At 32.9% G+C, this 16,010-nt stretch carries 24 protein-coding genes; 18 read left to right on the top strand and 6 right to left on the bottom strand.

Annotated elements, in window-relative coordinates; all coding sequences use genetic code 11:
* The first annotated feature begins 81 nt into the window (after positions 1–81).
* The 6 genes from ACFSJT_RS09210 (at position 82) to ACFSJT_RS09185 (ending at position 3,636) form a co-directional block, all read left to right on the top strand.
* Entirely contained in the window at positions 82–360 is a 279-nt protein-coding gene (locus ACFSJT_RS09210) for a ubiquitin carboxyl-terminal hydrolase family protein (RefSeq protein ID WP_378319969.1), read from the top strand.
* A 30-nt stretch (positions 361–390) separates the two neighbouring features.
* Positions 391–852: a hypothetical protein gene (locus ACFSJT_RS09205; RefSeq protein WP_378319968.1), complete on the top strand. Its 462-nt coding sequence runs from the start codon at positions 391–393 to the stop codon at positions 850–852.
* Positions 853–945: 93 nt separating this feature from the next.
* Positions 946–1,269, top strand: a complete 324-nt coding sequence (locus tag ACFSJT_RS09200; RefSeq protein ID WP_378319967.1) for an ArsR/SmtB family transcription factor — start codon at positions 946–948, stop codon at positions 1,267–1,269.
* 49 nt (positions 1,270–1,318) lie between these two features.
* Positions 1,319–1,744, top strand: coding sequence for an SRPBCC family protein (locus ACFSJT_RS09195; protein ID WP_378319966.1), 426 nt, complete (start codon positions 1,319–1,321; stop codon positions 1,742–1,744).
* Between the two features lie 70 nt (positions 1,745–1,814).
* A complete protein-coding gene (locus ACFSJT_RS09190) occupies positions 1,815–2,570 on the top strand; it encodes an isocitrate lyase/PEP mutase family protein (protein ID WP_378319965.1) in 756 nt (251 codons plus the stop codon).
* A gap of 1 nt (position 2,571) precedes the next feature.
* Positions 2,572–3,636, top strand: coding sequence for a bifunctional transcriptional activator/DNA repair enzyme AdaA (locus tag ACFSJT_RS09185; RefSeq protein ID WP_378319964.1), 1,065 nt, complete (start codon positions 2,572–2,574; stop codon positions 3,634–3,636).
* Between the two features lie 116 nt (positions 3,637–3,752).
* Here the strand turns inward: ACFSJT_RS09185 and ACFSJT_RS09180 are convergent, their stop codons facing one another.
* The gene (locus ACFSJT_RS09180; protein ID WP_378319963.1) at positions 3,753–4,121 is read right to left on the bottom strand and encodes a GerW family sporulation protein; all 369 of its coding nucleotides are present in this window, start codon (positions 4,119–4,121) and stop codon (positions 3,753–3,755) included.
* Between the two features lie 11 nt (positions 4,122–4,132).
* Complete coding sequence (locus ACFSJT_RS09175) at positions 4,133–4,633, bottom strand: hypothetical protein (RefSeq protein ID WP_378319962.1); 501 nt, start codon at positions 4,631–4,633, stop codon at positions 4,133–4,135.
* Positions 4,634–4,800: 167 nt separating this feature from the next.
* Between ACFSJT_RS09175 and ACFSJT_RS09170 the strand changes: the two genes are divergently transcribed.
* Together ACFSJT_RS09170 and ACFSJT_RS09165 are read left to right on the top strand one after the other, a co-directional pair.
* A complete protein-coding gene (locus ACFSJT_RS09170; RefSeq protein WP_378319961.1) occupies positions 4,801–5,250 on the top strand; it encodes a DUF2059 domain-containing protein in 450 nt (149 codons plus the stop codon).
* Between the two features lie 6 nt (positions 5,251–5,256).
* A complete protein-coding gene (locus ACFSJT_RS09165; RefSeq protein WP_378319960.1) occupies positions 5,257–5,688 on the top strand; it encodes a hypothetical protein in 432 nt (143 codons plus the stop codon).
* A 124-nt stretch (positions 5,689–5,812) separates the two neighbouring features.
* Here ACFSJT_RS09165 and ACFSJT_RS09160 read toward each other — a convergent pair whose 3' ends face one another.
* The gene (locus ACFSJT_RS09160; RefSeq protein ID WP_378319959.1) at positions 5,813–6,100 is read right to left on the bottom strand and encodes a hypothetical protein; all 288 of its coding nucleotides are present in this window, start codon (positions 6,098–6,100) and stop codon (positions 5,813–5,815) included.
* 133 nt (positions 6,101–6,233) lie between these two features.
* On the opposite strand from ACFSJT_RS09160, the gene ACFSJT_RS09155 reads away from it, so the two are divergent.
* From ACFSJT_RS09155 to ACFSJT_RS09130, 6 genes are all read left to right on the top strand, one after another.
* On the top strand, positions 6,234–6,383 hold the full coding sequence (locus tag ACFSJT_RS09155; RefSeq protein ID WP_378319958.1) for a hypothetical protein: 150 nt from the start codon (positions 6,234–6,236) through the stop codon (positions 6,381–6,383).
* 134 nt (positions 6,384–6,517) lie between these two features.
* Positions 6,518–7,366: a helix-turn-helix domain-containing protein gene (locus tag ACFSJT_RS09150; protein ID WP_378319957.1), complete on the top strand. Its 849-nt coding sequence runs from the start codon at positions 6,518–6,520 to the stop codon at positions 7,364–7,366.
* 63 nt (positions 7,367–7,429) lie between these two features.
* Positions 7,430–7,975 carry a hypothetical protein gene (locus tag ACFSJT_RS09145; RefSeq protein ID WP_378319956.1) on the top strand — a complete coding sequence of 182 codons (546 nt, stop codon included), beginning with the start codon at positions 7,430–7,432 and terminating at the stop codon, positions 7,973–7,975.
* Positions 7,976–8,009: 34 nt separating this feature from the next.
* Positions 8,010–8,381 carry a DoxX family membrane protein gene (locus tag ACFSJT_RS09140; protein WP_378319955.1) on the top strand — a complete coding sequence of 124 codons (372 nt, stop codon included), beginning with the start codon at positions 8,010–8,012 and terminating at the stop codon, positions 8,379–8,381.
* 637 nt (positions 8,382–9,018) lie between these two features.
* Positions 9,019–9,567, top strand: a complete 549-nt coding sequence (locus ACFSJT_RS09135; RefSeq protein ID WP_378319954.1) for a carboxymuconolactone decarboxylase family protein — start codon at positions 9,019–9,021, stop codon at positions 9,565–9,567.
* Positions 9,568–9,683: 116 nt separating this feature from the next.
* On the top strand, positions 9,684–10,052 hold the full coding sequence (locus tag ACFSJT_RS09130; RefSeq protein WP_378319953.1) for a cupredoxin domain-containing protein: 369 nt from the start codon (positions 9,684–9,686) through the stop codon (positions 10,050–10,052).
* Between the two features lie 50 nt (positions 10,053–10,102).
* Here ACFSJT_RS09130 and ACFSJT_RS09125 read toward each other — a convergent pair whose 3' ends face one another.
* Positions 10,103–10,315, bottom strand: coding sequence for a hypothetical protein (locus ACFSJT_RS09125; RefSeq protein ID WP_378319952.1), 213 nt, complete (start codon positions 10,313–10,315; stop codon positions 10,103–10,105).
* Positions 10,316–10,492: 177 nt separating this feature from the next.
* Here ACFSJT_RS09125 and ACFSJT_RS09120 point away from each other — a divergent pair, with 177 nt between their 5' ends.
* A complete protein-coding gene (locus ACFSJT_RS09120; protein WP_378319951.1) occupies positions 10,493–11,215 on the top strand; it encodes a hypothetical protein in 723 nt (240 codons plus the stop codon).
* Between the two features lie 174 nt (positions 11,216–11,389).
* On the opposite strand, the gene ACFSJT_RS09115 is transcribed toward ACFSJT_RS09120, so the two are convergent.
* Positions 11,390–12,556, bottom strand: coding sequence for an MFS transporter (locus ACFSJT_RS09115; protein ID WP_378319950.1), 1,167 nt, complete (start codon positions 12,554–12,556; stop codon positions 11,390–11,392).
* 138 nt (positions 12,557–12,694) lie between these two features.
* Here ACFSJT_RS09115 and ACFSJT_RS09110 point away from each other — a divergent pair, with 138 nt between their 5' ends.
* On the top strand, positions 12,695–13,552 hold the full coding sequence (locus tag ACFSJT_RS09110; RefSeq protein ID WP_378319949.1) for an AraC family transcriptional regulator: 858 nt from the start codon (positions 12,695–12,697) through the stop codon (positions 13,550–13,552).
* On the opposite strand, the gene kynU is transcribed toward ACFSJT_RS09110, so the two are convergent.
* Complete coding sequence (gene kynU, locus ACFSJT_RS09105) at positions 13,545–14,840, bottom strand: kynureninase (protein ID WP_378319948.1); 1,296 nt, start codon at positions 14,838–14,840, stop codon at positions 13,545–13,547. The genes ACFSJT_RS09110 and kynU overlap by 8 nt on opposite strands.
* Positions 14,841–15,071: 231 nt before the next feature.
* Here kynU and ACFSJT_RS09100 point away from each other — a divergent pair, with 231 nt between their 5' ends.
* On the top strand, positions 15,072–15,242 hold the full coding sequence (locus tag ACFSJT_RS09100; RefSeq protein WP_378319947.1) for a hypothetical protein: 171 nt from the start codon (positions 15,072–15,074) through the stop codon (positions 15,240–15,242).
* A 98-nt stretch (positions 15,243–15,340) separates the two neighbouring features.
* Positions 15,341–15,982: an O-methyltransferase gene (locus tag ACFSJT_RS09095; RefSeq protein WP_378319946.1), complete on the top strand. Its 642-nt coding sequence runs from the start codon at positions 15,341–15,343 to the stop codon at positions 15,980–15,982.
* Positions 15,983–16,010 lie beyond the last annotated feature (28 nt).

Raw genomic sequence — 16,010 nt, 5'->3', positions numbered from 1 at the left:
CATCCTGAGCTTGCTGAAGTGTTGATTCAGGATCTCATTTAAAAGATTTGATCATTAAAGTTACAATATCTAATTATGAAAATGAGAACCAAAATATGCGAGCATCTTGAAGGTTTTGACACAAACAATGTCAAGAAAGGTGATAGTTATGAATGTGTAGAATGTATCAAAACTGGCGATTCATGGGTGCATCTACGTACCTGTCAGGAATGCGGAGTTACACTCTGTTGTGATTCGTCACTAAATAAGCATGCAAGTCAGCATTATCAAATACATAACGAACATAGAGTGGTAATATCTGCAGAACCCAACGAGCGGTGGGCGTGGTGCTATGAGCATAAATCTTTTATTCAGTATTAAAAGGACAATTTGAGTTATTAAAATACAATCATGAAAAAGGTTTCATTCTTTATCTTATCAATGTTCTTATCATTAAACTCAATGGGGCAAACTAATGATACTTGGAAACTTATCTATCATAACGATAAAAATGGAAAAATAATTGAAGGTAATATCGACAATCTGATTAAAGCGGTGAAATCAGGAAAAAAAATACGTATTTATTGGTCATCACAAAGAAAAGATGAGCCCACCAAAAAAGTCGAACACTTTACCGATGCCAAATTCCTTACTATTTTAAGTGATACGATTGTCTTTGCCCAGATAGATCCAATCATTGGACAAACGCCTAATTTTGATACGCAAACCATGAAGCTTAAAGAAAATCTTGAGTGGTCCCTTATTGCTGCTAGTAACGGAAAATCAGACACTATGATGCGAAATATGATTACAGGTAAAATACTTGGTCATGGTCAGGGATCTTTCGCAATTAAATGGTACATAAAAGAATAATTAGCCACTTGCATAAATTTAATGTTACTTAAAAATTTGCGCAAGTGAATACTTGCGCTTATATTTGCAAGCAAATACTTGCATAAAATTAGAATGGAAATAAAAAGAGACGTATTTCAAGCCATTGCAGATCCAACCAGGAGGAAAATAATTGGCTTATTAGCGACTCAAAGTATGAATCTTAATACTATTTCAGAAAACTTTGAGATAACCAGACAAGCCGTTTCATTGCATATAAAAATTCTTGAGCAATGTAATCTTGTTTCTATACGCCAAGAAGGACGAGAAAGAATCTGTGAAGCAAAACTCGAAAAGCTTAATGAAGTGCACCAATGGACCGAGCAATTTAGCATCTTTTGGACTAAAAAGTTACAAGCCCTTAAACAGGTGGTAGAAAACAGCCCAAAAACACCTTAAAACCTACCAGGAAATAAAATGTCACAAGCGACAAAAAATACAAAATAAGATGAAAACAGTAGTTGTTGAAGAAATCTATGATGCTTCTATAGAAAAAGTATGGAAAGCATTAACTGATAAGGACGAAATGAAAAAATGGTACTTCGATCTCTCTGAGTTTAGAGCCGAAGTAGGATTTGAATTTCAATTTACAGGGCAGGGAGTAAAAGGGGATGATTATTTACATCTATGCAAAATCACCGAAGTGGTTCCTCATAAAAGATTACAATATAGTTGGGAATATGAAAATCTTGAGGGTTATTCTCTGGTCACGTTTGATCTTTATAAAGAAGGAAACAAAACACGTGTAAAGCTAACCCACAGTGGAATCGCAACATTCCCACAAGATAACACTGACTTTGATATCAAAAACTTCGAAAATGGATGGACAGAATTACTTAAAAAACTTTTAAAAAATCATCTATTGGACAAATAAAAAATACTTGTCTATTTTTCGGTTGCATCCCAAATTTCATCTCCTGTACTTTGCGTAAAAACTACAAATGATGAACTTTAAAAATCTACATCAACAGGTCAGTCCATTGCTTATCTGCAATGTTTGGGATGTAACTAGTGCAAAAATTGCAGAACAACTAAACTTCAAAGCCATTGGTACATCAAGTGCTGCTATTGCCGCTATGCTTGGATATCGAGATGGAGAAGAAATGGATTTTTCTGAACTAGAATATATAGTGAAACGCATTAAAAATAACACCTCTATTCCTTTATCGGTGGACTTAGAATCAGGATACGGCGATAATCCTTCAGAAATTATGAGTAATATCAAAAGATTGATAAGCTTGGGAGTAGTAGGAATAAATCTTGAAGACAGTATCATTGGCAAAAAACGAACATTACTTCCTGCAGGGCAGTTTTCAAAAATAATTTCCGAAATAAAAAATCAATGCACAAAAGAGAACATCAATATATTTCTAAATGTCAGAACTGACTCATTTTTATTAAATCAGGCCAGTCCCCTTTCAGAAACAAAAAAAAGAAGTAAATGCTATGAAAATGCTGGAGCAGATGGTATTTTTATTCCTGGTATTACACAAGAAAATGATATAAAAAATGTAGTGCAAGACACTCATTTACCTATTAATGTGATGTGCATGCCGGATCTACCAGATTTTGAGGTTTTGACTAGCTTAGGCGTAAAACGTATTAGTATGGGAAATTTTTTATTTGATTATATATACAATGGTGTTGAAATGACAATAAACACTATCTTGAAACAAAAATCTTTTACTCCTATTTTTTGATATGTTGATTACCGAAAAGAAAAAAATAGATACGTATTACCAAGCGCTCCTGAGCAGAGAAAAAAGCTTTGTCGGTATCTTTTATGTTGGTGTAAAAACAACCTCGGTTTTTTGCATTGCAACATGTCGTGCAAGAAAACCCAAAAAAGAAAATGTAGAATTTTATACGACTTTCAAGGAAGCGTTAGACAACGGATATAGGCCGTGTAAAATATGTAAACCCACTGAAAATGCCAATGAGGCACCCAAACAAGTTGAAGCCGCAATCAACATGGTAAAAGCAAATCCAAAAGAGAAGATTTCAGACTATCGCCTTCGGGAAAATAAAATTAGTCCCGAAATAGTACGAAGATGGTTTAAAAAGAACTATGAAATAACTTTTCATGCATACCAAAGAATGTATCGTATAAATAATGCTTTTCAAGAACTAAAACAGGGTAAGAACGCAACCGTTGCGGCATTTGATACGGGATACGAATCCTTAAGTGGATTTGGGTATACGTACAAGAAACTTATGGGTAAATCTCCGCTAAAAAGTATTGAGAAGACGATTATTTTAATCAACCGCTTCACCACTCCTCTTGGCCCTATGTTTGCATGTGCAACCAATCAAGGTATTTGCCTTCTAGAATTTGTAGATAGAAGAATGTTAGAGACCGAGTTTAAAGACCTTCAAAAATTGTTAAACGCCAAAATCATTACTGGCGAAAATGAGCATATCAGGCAGATTAAAAAAGAAGTTACTGAATACTTTAACGGTAAACGACAAATCTTTGAGGTCTCATTGCATACTCCTGGTACAGATTTTCAAAATTTGGTTTGGCAGAGTTTATTGAAAATCCCGTATGGAAAAACTTCTACCTATCAACAACAGGCCAATAACATTCATAACCCGAAAGCGATTAGAGCAGTGGCCAAAGCTAATGGCTTTAACAGAATTGCAATTGTTATACCCTGCCATCGTGTTATTGGTAAAAATGGAAATCTAAAAGGTTATGGTGGTGGTATCGAAAGAAAACAGTGGCTCATAGATCATGAAATGAAACATATAGAAACAATACAATAAAAACTCACTATTGAAAATCTTAGTCGATTCGCTAATGAATGTACAATGCTATATCCAAACCAGAATACATAGAAATATGTCCTGCAAAGCCTTTAATTAGCTTTGCAGGACATATTTTAAACAGTCTCTTCTTCTTTAGCTCGGGTTTTGGCAAAAGTTTCGATCATATCTGGTACTTTTTCAAATAGAGCAGCTAATCCACGTGTTTTTCCGGCGGCGAGAAATGATATCTCATCTCCTTTGGCCACCAAAAACCCTATAGGTTCAATTCCAACACCGGCACCGGCTCCACCACCTTGTCCTTTTCGAGCTTTTGATTCTGAACCTTCTCCTCCTCCAGAACCAAATCCCATACCCACTCTAATAACCGGTACACATTTAAATTCTCCCAAGTCGAATTGTTCTCCAACAACGGTCTCTGTTTTTGCTTCACTTTTTATAAAATCAGTGATTTGTCCTAATAATTCTTCAAAATGTAATTCCATGATTGTGCGTTTTACTTGTTTATAAATGATTTAATAATATGAATTGGCCTATTCTGTATCTGCAGTACCAATTGATTTCTTCCTTCAAAATTGATATTGAATGTTCCCAAATAATAATTTAGAAATCCGAAAAATGGATACAGTTTTGCATTGAGAACATTGTCTCCTGTATCCATATCGATCAATACTTTTCTTACTTTGAAAGATTTTAACATCGACATCATTTTGCTGATGCTAAATTTTCTTCTGCTTTTGGTAGTAGATTCCTTTGCGCTTTTGCTCTTTTTATCGTTTCGTATTTTTTTAAGCGGATAGAAGTAAAAAGAAAAAAAGAAAATTTTAAATTTTATTCTTAATAGTTCTTCTTCGTGTTCTTCAATAGTTGCCTTTACTATATTATGTAACCGTATTTCATATTGATTTTGATTAGTATTAATATTTACAATAATCGGAATCAACAATAGATAAAGAATCAGCACCAGAAATAAGATAAAGAATACTACAAACCACATGAATTGATTTTTATATGAAAAACGTTAAAAAACAGGAGAATAACAATGATATTTGTCATGCTATCCTAACAGATTTTGTTAATTTTTCATGAGCTTCTTTGTCATCAAAACTCATTGAATATAAAAACTGTAGTTTTGTATATCACTAAAATATAAACGAACACAACATGATGAAAAAAACATTTTTACTCCTTTTTGCCTTTTTAATATTCATCTCTACATCTTTTGCACAAGAAGATGCCGAATATGATAGTGTATTAAAAACAATGTTCGAGGTATCAGGTACTGAAGAATCTTATAGCACTGCCATAAAAGGAATGTTTGACATGTATAAGAAACAATATACCAATGTTGATGCGTCTGTTTGGGACGAATTCGAACAGGATTTTTTACAAACTTCATTAGATGATCTAGTGATCATGTTAGCCCCTATTTATAAAAAATATATGACCAAAGATGATCTAGAAAAGCTTATTAGTTTTTATGAAACACCAGTAGGACAAAAATTTGCCAAAAATACACCCTTAATCATGCAAGAATCCATGCAGGTTGGTCAGGCATGGGGGCAAAAAATCGGACAACAATTCGAACAAAAAATGAAGGAAAAAGGATACTAAATCATTATGAAACATAAATTTGTACTGCAAAAAACAGCGGTTACTTTTAGTGTAGTCCTTTATGCCATAGTAGTGCCTTTTCTAGAGATTAATGACACGCATGTTTTTAATCCTGATTGGACACCACATGTAAAAATTCACGAGGTGTGGCAATTGCTCACTAATACCACTATTGGGGTTTTGTGTTTGTGGTTGATTTGGAAGAAAAAAAATGTACTATTAAGCACAATTCTAAGTCTAATTATTACCGGAAGTTTTTTGATTGCCTTTTCTTTACAGGATCTTTACGGGGGCTCTATGAAATATCTTGACGGAAGTGAAAAAACCATATTTGGACTTAATATTGGCGTGGTGGGATTTGGATTAGCTTCCTCGCTATTGATTTTGTCTTTTCTAGTTTATTTAAAAAAAACGAAACATCAATCCAAAAAAAAGTAAATTTCTATTCAACTATAGTATACTCTCCCGTTGCCTATTTTAATTTGGTTTATGGTCACTTGAGTTTAAAAAATTGCTGTCTGCTTCCGGAACGATGATATTCTAGCCCTATTTTACATGTAGTCTACCGTGTTTTTTTCATTTTGATCTCTACCGACCCGTAAATCTCTAATTCGTATCCCTCATCCCGAGCTTTTAGGATCATATCCCGTATTACATTTTTTTCATGTTTTAGTTCTGAGATTCGTTTTGCAGAATGTAAATTATCGGGGTCAACTCCTTTTTTTGTTTGTAACATTTGAAGATTATGAAATTTTATTTTGTTGGCTATCAATGAAAATAGAACATCCGCGGCCTCGAACGGAGAAAAATTACCTTCAATAAGTTTAATGTGTCTTTCTGTGCTGGTCATGATTTTCAATATTTTAAGTTAGTTTTTCAAAAAAATGGATCAAAAATCATACTAACTTGGATTATCTATTATTTATATTTATGATGCTGTTCATAAATTTATTTTATAAGTTATTATACATTAAAGTGTTTTCATGAAATATCTGATCACCAACCAAGAGACTCAAAGATTGAAATTTTGGTTGTTAGAGTCTAATGATTTTAATGTTTGGATGGATCTGTTTAAAGAAGAAAATGTTGACGAGTTCTCAGAAATGGATACTAAAGGTACTGCCGTTGAATAGTGCCAGAAATGATTTGAAAAAAAATTTAGATGGTGTATTCAATATTTACAGTATACATAAAAAGAACTGGAAGAAAAAAGAGAGATCCTAAGCTACTATTGTAATAAAGCGCTTACAGGAACGACTAATGCATTATGATTAAGGAATTTAAAGAATTTTCTACAGCTGCATTACTAAAAATTGGCGATCAAGAGCTATTACAATCATATACGACCTCGCAAGTAATAGGATTGTATACATTTATTTGGGTGAAAGAATCTGAAGTCAATATAGAAGTAGATGGTATTCTTGTAACTGCACAAAAGAATAAAATTATAGTCCTTACCCCTAATCAGTATTTCAAGTTTATAGGTGGCAACCATCTTATTGTTTATCAATTTAATCGAGAATTTTATTGTATAAAAGATCACGATAAACAAGTAAGTTGCATGGGCGTACTTTTTTATGGCAACAGTATGATCCCAATTATAGAACTGGATGAAAAAAACAGAAACAAACTAGATCTGTTTCATCAGATATTCTTAGAGGAATTGGATACTGTAGACACTATACAAGCCGAAATGCTTCGTATGCTGATGGCGAGATTTATTATTACCACTACTCGTCTTATTATACAACAAGATAACTTTGATAAGATTGAAGATCAAGTAGATATATTTAGAGAATTTAATGCTTTGGTTGAGTTCAATTTTAGAAAAGAACACTCTGTTGGATTTTATGCTGAAAAATTGTTTAAGTCACCAAAGACGCTGTCAAATAATTTTGCTAAATTTGATAAAAGTCCATTAAAGATTATTCATGATAGGATAATTTTGGAAGCCAAACGCCTACTTATATATACAAATAAGACTGCTAAAGAGATTGCCTACGAGATAGGTTTTGATGATGCATCGCATCTTAGCAGATTATTTAAAAAACATACGTCTCTTTCTCCATCAGAGTTCAAGAAACGGTTGAAACCAGAACTCGAAGTGAAATATTGACAACAGTAAGGAAATATACGTTATGTTTTTGTATTTATTTCTGCCTCAATTTTGTGTTATAAAATGAACCGAATCATTAAATCATATCCCTACAACTATGGGATCAAAAGAAATTATATGGGTATGAAAGTTAGGATCAACAAAATTAAATTGATTATATTAATTATTATATTTTTTACAGTTTCAATAGGTACTGCACAGATCATTTACGAGGATCAATTAGAAACCGTATATCTTAACCACAAAGGCGAAGAAGTCGTTTACACTAATAATTTTAGTAGTTTTAATGACAGTTTGATTTCTGCAGATGGTATTAATTTTAGAATAGAGATTAGAAAAGCTAAAGAAAATAACAGTTACTTACTATTTCTTTCTGAAATAAGTAACCTCGAGGTACCCAAAGCAGGATATTTAAAAACCATACGTAAAGGCGCAAATCGGAGCACTAGTGTAAAAGCTTTTGAAAATTATTTAAATGAAAAACTTCCAGAATTAATTAATCAGTTCAGGAAAGATAATAATCTCGAAGAGTTATATATTACTTCACGAAAAAATACATTTAACGGAAAAATAGATTCATTACCCAGTGTGCTCTCTATTGATTTTTAGAAACTAATAAACGCAAACACAAGCAAATGTCAATATGAAAAAAAAATTACCCCTATTACTTCGTATTCTCGTCGCAATCATATTAATCCAAACCCTTCGATTTAAGTTTACTGCACATCCTGATAGCGTGTACATCTTTACCAAAGTTGGCCTAGAACCCTATGGGAGAATTGCCACTGGAATCACAGAGCTTATTGCAGGAATTTTGCTCTTGATACCAAAAACTAGCTGGATAGGAGCCATGCTTGCCTTAGGAATTATCGGTGGAGCCATAATGATGCATTTGACCAAATTAGGTATCGAAATTAATAATGATAGCGGCGTGCTCTTCATTACTGCAGTTTCTACTTTTGTATTTAGTGCAATTATTCTTTGGATGGAACGTAAAGAAATCAAATTCTTCTAACCGCATATACATCCACTCTCTAACCATACCTTAACTTTAATCTAAAAGGATTAAAAGGTCTCCTATTTCTTGTAAAGCTAAGGTATCTTTTAAATTTAAATACTGACAAGCAAATTACTTAGAAATTAGAATTAGGAGTAACTACGTTCTAATTCTTTTAAACAGTCTCCTTTATTCGGGAAATTTTGACAAGTCCTCGGGAAAAACCGTCATTTCTTCACCTTGATTTCTGCTGCATCTTTGTACTGTACAATTATAACTATTACGAATAGGTCTTTAAACGAATTCAAGACAAGATTTAAAACAATTATAAGATGACAATACAGAACAAATCAATTTTCAATTTAATCGAAATTTTTAGTCATGGAAAAAGACGAATTGTAAACTCGATGAATCCCAAAAAACATTGTGAACAAAAAAGTATTCATGATTTTTATTGTGATGCCAAAAACCTCTGATAAAGAGGTAAAATAAAGGATCGGGAAATTTTGACAAGTATTCGGGAAAAATAATCATTTTACCACCTTAGTTTCTGTCGGATCTTTACACCAGGAAATTTAAAATAAATAATTCAATAAGATCAAAACCAGTATTAACATGTTCTCACATAAATGCAGGACAATAAGAAATTAAAATTATGAGCACATTTAATGTACCAACAAGAGAAGAAGTAAGCGCAAACAATCAAGCCATTTTTGACAATTTAAATAAAGCCCTAGGATTTGTACCCAATTTATATGCAAGCTATGCACATAGTGATACAGCATTAGAAAACTACTTAAACTTTGCAAATGCAAAAACATCACTTTCTGTAAAAGAGAAAGAAGTTGTGAATTTAGCCGTTAGTCAAGTTAATGACTGTCTTTATTGTTTATCTGCTCATACAGCTATAGGTAAAATGAATGGATTTACAGAGGAACAAATTTTAGAATTAAGATCAGGAAATGCTTCATTTAATACCAAATTAGATGCCCTGGCAAAATTAGCAAAAAACGTAACAGAAAACAGAGGTAAAGCAGATCAAAACGTGGTCAAAAATTTCTTTACTGTAGGATATACCAAAGGTAATTTAATTGATACGATCGCATTGATAGGAGATAAAACGATTTCAAACTACATAAATAACGTTACAAAAATCCCTATTGACTTTCCAGTTGCACCATCACTAGAAACCGTATCGGCATAAGTGTTACCAAAAAAGATGAATACCCTTTTATAAGTAACCATGGACGAAGTAAAGACGTCTTTCCATTTTCTGTAATCTTTCTAAAAAAATTAAACTATTATATAAATATCAATATCATGAAAAAGTTAATCACATTATTCACTTTTATTTTAGCAATCACTTTTAGTGCTCAGGCTCAAGAGGTAAAAACTGTCTCTTTAGAACAAACTAAAGGCGAGTTTACCCAAAAAGAAGTAAAATTATCTGAAGGTAGCTACATCTTTAATATTACCAACAACAATGCCGGTGTAGATGTAGGTTTTGTATTAGTTCCTGAAGGAAAAGATGCTGCTGATGCCAAAAATCACATTAAAGCGGCTTACGTAACTAAAATAGTTGCAGAAGGAAAAACAGAAAGCTCTAATACAGTAACCTTGCAAAAAGGAACGTATACGTACTTTTGCCCTTTGAATAAAACACCGCAGTATACACTTATTGTAGAATAATCCTTATTCCTTATATGTACTTAAAAAGCTTCCACTTATGGAAGCTTTTTTTATGCACTCATATGGTGTTTCGCAACCGAATTAAATGAAGATCGAAGGACAGGAAACTTATGACTATCTCCTACGATCATGAATTCACTACTTGACAAAAACTTTTGAAAAAGGTGTTCGTTGATTTCAATAGGAACTGAAAGGTTAGGATACTCTAATTTATATTTCCCATTCTTCACCTCTACTAATCTTAACTTAACTGGTTCATTCATAACATAATTATTTTAAAATTAATAGTGTAAATGGTTATTTCAAAATCAATACCATCTAATTAATGTTACAAAGAAACCGACAAAATTTCAGAAATAATGACAACTAAAACCTAAAACCATGTTAATCTATATTAGTAAAATCCTTCTTTTTATACTTTAGCTAAAAACTAACCTAAAATGAAAAATTTAATCCTTGTTGCAGCTATCTCTTTGGTGTGCTTTGCTTGCAAAAAAGAAACCAAAAAACAAAATCAATACGAAGATGAAGTAGAAGTAAGAGATCCTAAAAACATTTCTAAAACCAGGGAAAAAATAACCACTACAGCAGAAGCTATAGCCTATGCAAATGGGATAAAAAACTGGGATAAGGTAAAGGAAATAAAGTTTACATTTAATGTAGATAAAGATACTACTCACTTCGAGCGTTCCTGGAATTGGAAACCTAAAGAAAATATAGTCACTATGATTAACGAGAAAGATACTATCACTTATGACAGAACTAAACTTGATAGTCTTTCTCTAAGAGTTGATCAGGGTTTTGTAAATGATAAATATTGGTTATTAGCCCCTTTCAACCTGGTTTGGGACATAAAAAGTTTCGCTTCTAAACACTATGTAAAATCTGTTGCACCAATAAGCGGAAAGGAGATGCAAAAATTAACTATTATTTATAATAATGAAGGAGGCTATACTCCAGGTGATGCTTATGATTTCTATTTTGAAGGAGATTTTATCATCATAGAATGGGTGTATCGGCAGAAAAATGCAGAAGAACCATCTTTAACTACATCATGGGAAGATTACGAAAATTTTAATGGAATCAAGATAGCCAAAACTCATAAACGTAACGAGGGAGATTGGACACTTCATTTTACTAACATACAAGTCATCACGAAATGAATATCCTAGATTAACCCGTTGTGGATTTTATTTTTTTAGGTTAAAATTCGTCAGTTCGATTTCTATGAAAAACCACTCGAATTGACGCTTTTTTGATGTGCACTCCAAAATGCATAACGGGTTAGATGATCTTTAGGAAATTATTGTTTCCGAAAAGGATAATGGACTGATTACCTATTCTCTTCGCTTTTTGAGAAAAAAAGTAATAGTCATGGCTAAAATTGTTCCTAATAATAAAAGAATAAAACTTAGCCGTAAGCTCTCTATCTTGGATAGAAATCCTAAAACAGGTGGACTTAACAAAAAACCTAAATACCCAAAACCAGCCACAAATGAAATTCCCTCGGCTGAAGAAATTCCTTTGGCTTTGCCCGCTAATCTGAAAAGTTCTGGGATGATTACCGAAAAACCTAAGCCTACTAATCCAAAGCCTGTAATAGTTATTGCTATTTGGGATACCAACACTGCTAAAAAACCTATACTACTAATCATGCAACCACCAATGATAATAGGGAGTGATCCGAATCGCTTGCTAATTTCATCTCCCAGAAACCTTCCTATCGTCATCGTGGCAGAAAAGGCTACAAAACCAAACCCAGAAACCTTTTCTGATGTCACAGCCACTATATCCTGAAGATATAATTTACTCCAATGCTCGATAGCACCTTCGCTTCCCATAATTAAAAAAGCGATAACGGTAAGACCAAACAGTGGTCTTAATAACTTTATAAAATTTAGTTTCTTTTCCCCTTTTTCTTCCTCTCGTTTTCCTTTAACAGAAAAATAAGCTTTGGCAAATAGTAAATTTGTAATAATCACAAAAATCGATACATACACCATATGAAATACCGGAACCTCGATATAAACAATAAGAAAACTTCCAATACCAGCACCAATAACTCCACCAAGGCTAAAGAAACCATGAGATGCAGACATAAAATGTACTTCATCTTCCTGTTCAATATCTGATACTAGTGCGTTCATGGCAATATCGGTCGAACACCCCAATAATCCGGCAATAAATAGAGACATACATAGTAATTCATAGCTAGGTGCAATTATCGGTGCAAAAAATAAAATAGAAAAAGTAATAATCGAAAAAAGGGTAACCCTTCCTACTCCAATTTTTTTGATAAGAATCGAGGATAACGGAATCATCACTAAAGTACCCAATGCAAAACAAAATAAAGCAACCCCTAACTGGGCATCGTCGATAGCTAACCTTTCTTTTACTCCTGGAATATAAAGTACCCATGTCCCTACTATGATATTTAATGAAGCAAACACCCAAGCCGGTCCAAAATAACGAAGTCTTGTTAGGATCAATTGTAAGGAATTCATTCTAATGAATTATAACATTTAATATAAACCTCAAAAGTAAAAACATAATCTTCTGGTTATTAGAACAAAATATTCAAATTTTAAGGCAAATTATTCATTAAAAATGATAAATAAAAAATTAAATGGTAATTTTGTTATATGCAGATTTCATACGAACAAATCTATCTAGAACAGTCTAAATCTTTAAAGATTGAGAGTTATACCAACAAATCTCATTGCAATATTGTAAGCTGGCATCTTCATCCCGAATATGAACTAGTTTTTATAAAGAGTGGTTCGGGAAGTATTCAAATAGATTCTCATCATGAAAATTACGACAATGGTTTATTAGTTTTTTTAGGTCCCAACATACCACATATGCCGTTTGGAAATAAAGAATTTAAAAATAACGTAGAAGTGGTCATTCAATTTCCTGAAAGTTTTGTTACGGAAAAGTTGGCTCATTTTCCAGAATTTGATACCCTAACAGCGTTTATAAAAAGGTCATGCAACGCAATTATATTTTCTTCTGAAAGTCATAAAAAACTTCGGTCTCAGTTTTTGAAATTTAATAAACAAAACGATACAGAGAAATTATTAAACTTTATAGACATCTTACATCAGCTTTCTTTCTCTAAAAATCAAAGAACTATACGTAAAGCTCCATTATCTTTGGATATTAATAAACATTCATTTGAAAGAATTTCAAAAGTATACCAATATGTGAATGATCATTATGCTAAAGAAGTACGTTCTGAGAACTTGGCAAAAATACTTGGATTAACCCCAAATTCTTTTTGTAGAGTGTTCAAAACTGCAACGAATAGAAATTTTATTGATTTTCTAAATGAATTTAGAATAAAAAAAGCCCAGGAATGTTTCGACAATAACGAAATCTCTATTACAGAAGTGATGTATCTAAGTGGTTTCAACGATCCCTCCTATTTTTCAAGACAATTTAAAAAGTATGCTGGGGTATCCCCTTCAACATATAATCAATTATCAACGACTAATTAGACAATTGACTGGTTTTTTTGAGAATTCCTTCTTTTAGAATTTGACCAAAATTGTACATGTCTTCAAAAGAGCAGTAGAACGGAGCTGGAGCCAAACGAATCACATTAGGTTCTCTCCAATCTGTAATTACCCCATTTTTCATCAAGTACTCAAAAAGTTTTTTCCCTTCGCCGTGTAAAAATACAGAAAGTTGGGTACCTCTTTCTTTGGGATTTGAGGGGGTAATAATTTCAAAGCTACTTTCTACTTCTTTGTCGATTTCTTTTAAAACAAATTCGAGATAGGAAACAATTAGATCTCTTTTCTGTACTAATGCATCCATACCTACTTCTTCAAATAACTGTAAAGAAGCTAGATATGGCGCCATGGCTAATATTGGGGCATTACTTAACTGCCATGCATCCGCATTGGGCATAGGTTCGAATTCGGGTTTCATAAGAAAGCGAGTTTCTTTACTGGTACCCCACCATCCTTCAAATCTGGGAATATCTTGTTTGTTATGAAACCGTTCATGAATGAAACATCCTGAAGCATTCCCAGGACCGCTATTCATATATTTATAACTACACCAGGCTGCAAAATCCACATTCCAATCATGTAAATCTAGCTTTATGTTACCCGCAGCATGTGCAAGATCCCACCCTACAAAAGCACCAATATCATGGCCAGCTTTGGTAATAGTCTTCATGTCGAATACCTGACCGGTATAGTAATTCACCCCTCCAATTAATACTAACGCACATTCATCTCCTATCTCCTGAATCGTGTTAAGAATATCTTCGATTCTGAAATTGTGTTCTCCTTCACGTTTTTTAATTTCCACTATAACATCCTTAGGGTTATATCCGTGGAATTTTACTTGACTTTGAAGCATATATTGATCACTGGGAAAAGCTTTCTCTTCGCAAATGATTTTATATCGATTCCCGGTTGGTCGATAAAAAGAAACCATCAATAAATGAAGATTTACTGTTAATGTATTCATTACAGTAATTTCTTCAGGTTTTGCTCCTACAATTTTACTAAGAGGTTGTGCCAAACGTTCATGATAATCCCACCAGGGTTTCTCTGCATAGAAATGCCCTTCGACAGCTAGCTCAGACCAGTCCCGCATTACTTCGTCAACATATTGCTTTGCGTTTTTAGGCTGAAGCCCTAAAGAGTTTCCGGTAAAATAGATGACTTGCTTTCCATTTACTTTTGGAAAAAGAAATTGATCACGATACCTTCTTAACTGATCTTCTTGATCCAGTCTTTGAGCAAATTCTATGGTATTTTCAAATTGCATTCTCAATGTTTTGATTCAAAAATACGTATTAGAATTGGGTAGAAAAAATAAACCCAGCTACTTGATACTTTTATATTGTAAAAAATTCATTACGATTTTTTAACGTAACGTTTCAATAAATAAAACTTAGATATACTAACTTATGTATAATTAAAACCTGCCAAAAATTTAAGACACAAAACCTGAGTGTCTAAAAATGTTCAGGTAAAAATAATTTAAATATTATTAAATATGTTACACAAAATTTCAGAACTCAATGGAGTAAGAATTCTAAAAAAAGATCAGCAACAATCGATTAATGCAGGTGGACCTCCTGTTATTGAATGTCATAAAGATAGTGATTGTCCTCCAGGAACAACATGTAAAGGTTGTTTTTGTTTAGGTCCGAACGATCCTGTATAGCAGAATACTTTCCAATGTTAAAGGTCATCAAATGAGATGACCTTTTTCTTAAGAAGCATCAAATAAAAGAAAAACTTTAACTTTGTGTTTAAAAAGAAATGCAATTCCTGCCTGAAAATTTAGATAATTATGTAATAGATCACACTCAAAAAGAACCAGAGTTATTACAAAAACTAACTCGAGAAACTTATCAAAAAATCTTACAGCCCCGAATGCTGAGTGGCCCTTATCAAGGGAGAGTTCTAAGCATGTTATCCAAACTTATTCATCCAAAGAATATCTTAGAAATTGGCACGTATACCGGGTATTCTGCATTATGTCTTGCAGAAGGTATGCAAAAAGATGGTAAGTTATGTACCATCGATATTAATGAAGAATTAGTTGATTTTCAGCGAAAGTATTTTGATCTTTCTCCCTATGGAAAACAAATCTATCAATATACTGGTGATGCAACAAAAATTATCCCTGACCTTGATATGAGGTTTGATTTGGTCTTTATAGATGCCGACAAACCCAATTACCCTACCTATTTTGAACTAATTATCAACAAAATGAATGCAGGTGGTGTTATTTTATCTGATAATGTACTGTGGAGTGGAAAAGTGATCGAAAAAATTGATGAAGAGGATACTTCTACAAGAGCACTTTTAGAATATAACAAACTTTTGGTTGAAGATGCAAGAATTGAAACGGTATTGCTCCCCATACGAGATGGATTGACAATTAGCAGAGTTAGATAAACCTAAAAAAGGGAACTTTAGAAGCTCC

The sequence above is a fragment of the Aquimarina celericrescens genome (assembly GCF_042682765.1).
In the GTDB taxonomy this organism is placed as follows: domain Bacteria; phylum Bacteroidota; class Bacteroidia; order Flavobacteriales; family Flavobacteriaceae; genus Aquimarina; species Aquimarina celericrescens.
This window is presented reverse-complemented; position numbering and strand designations above follow the sequence as displayed.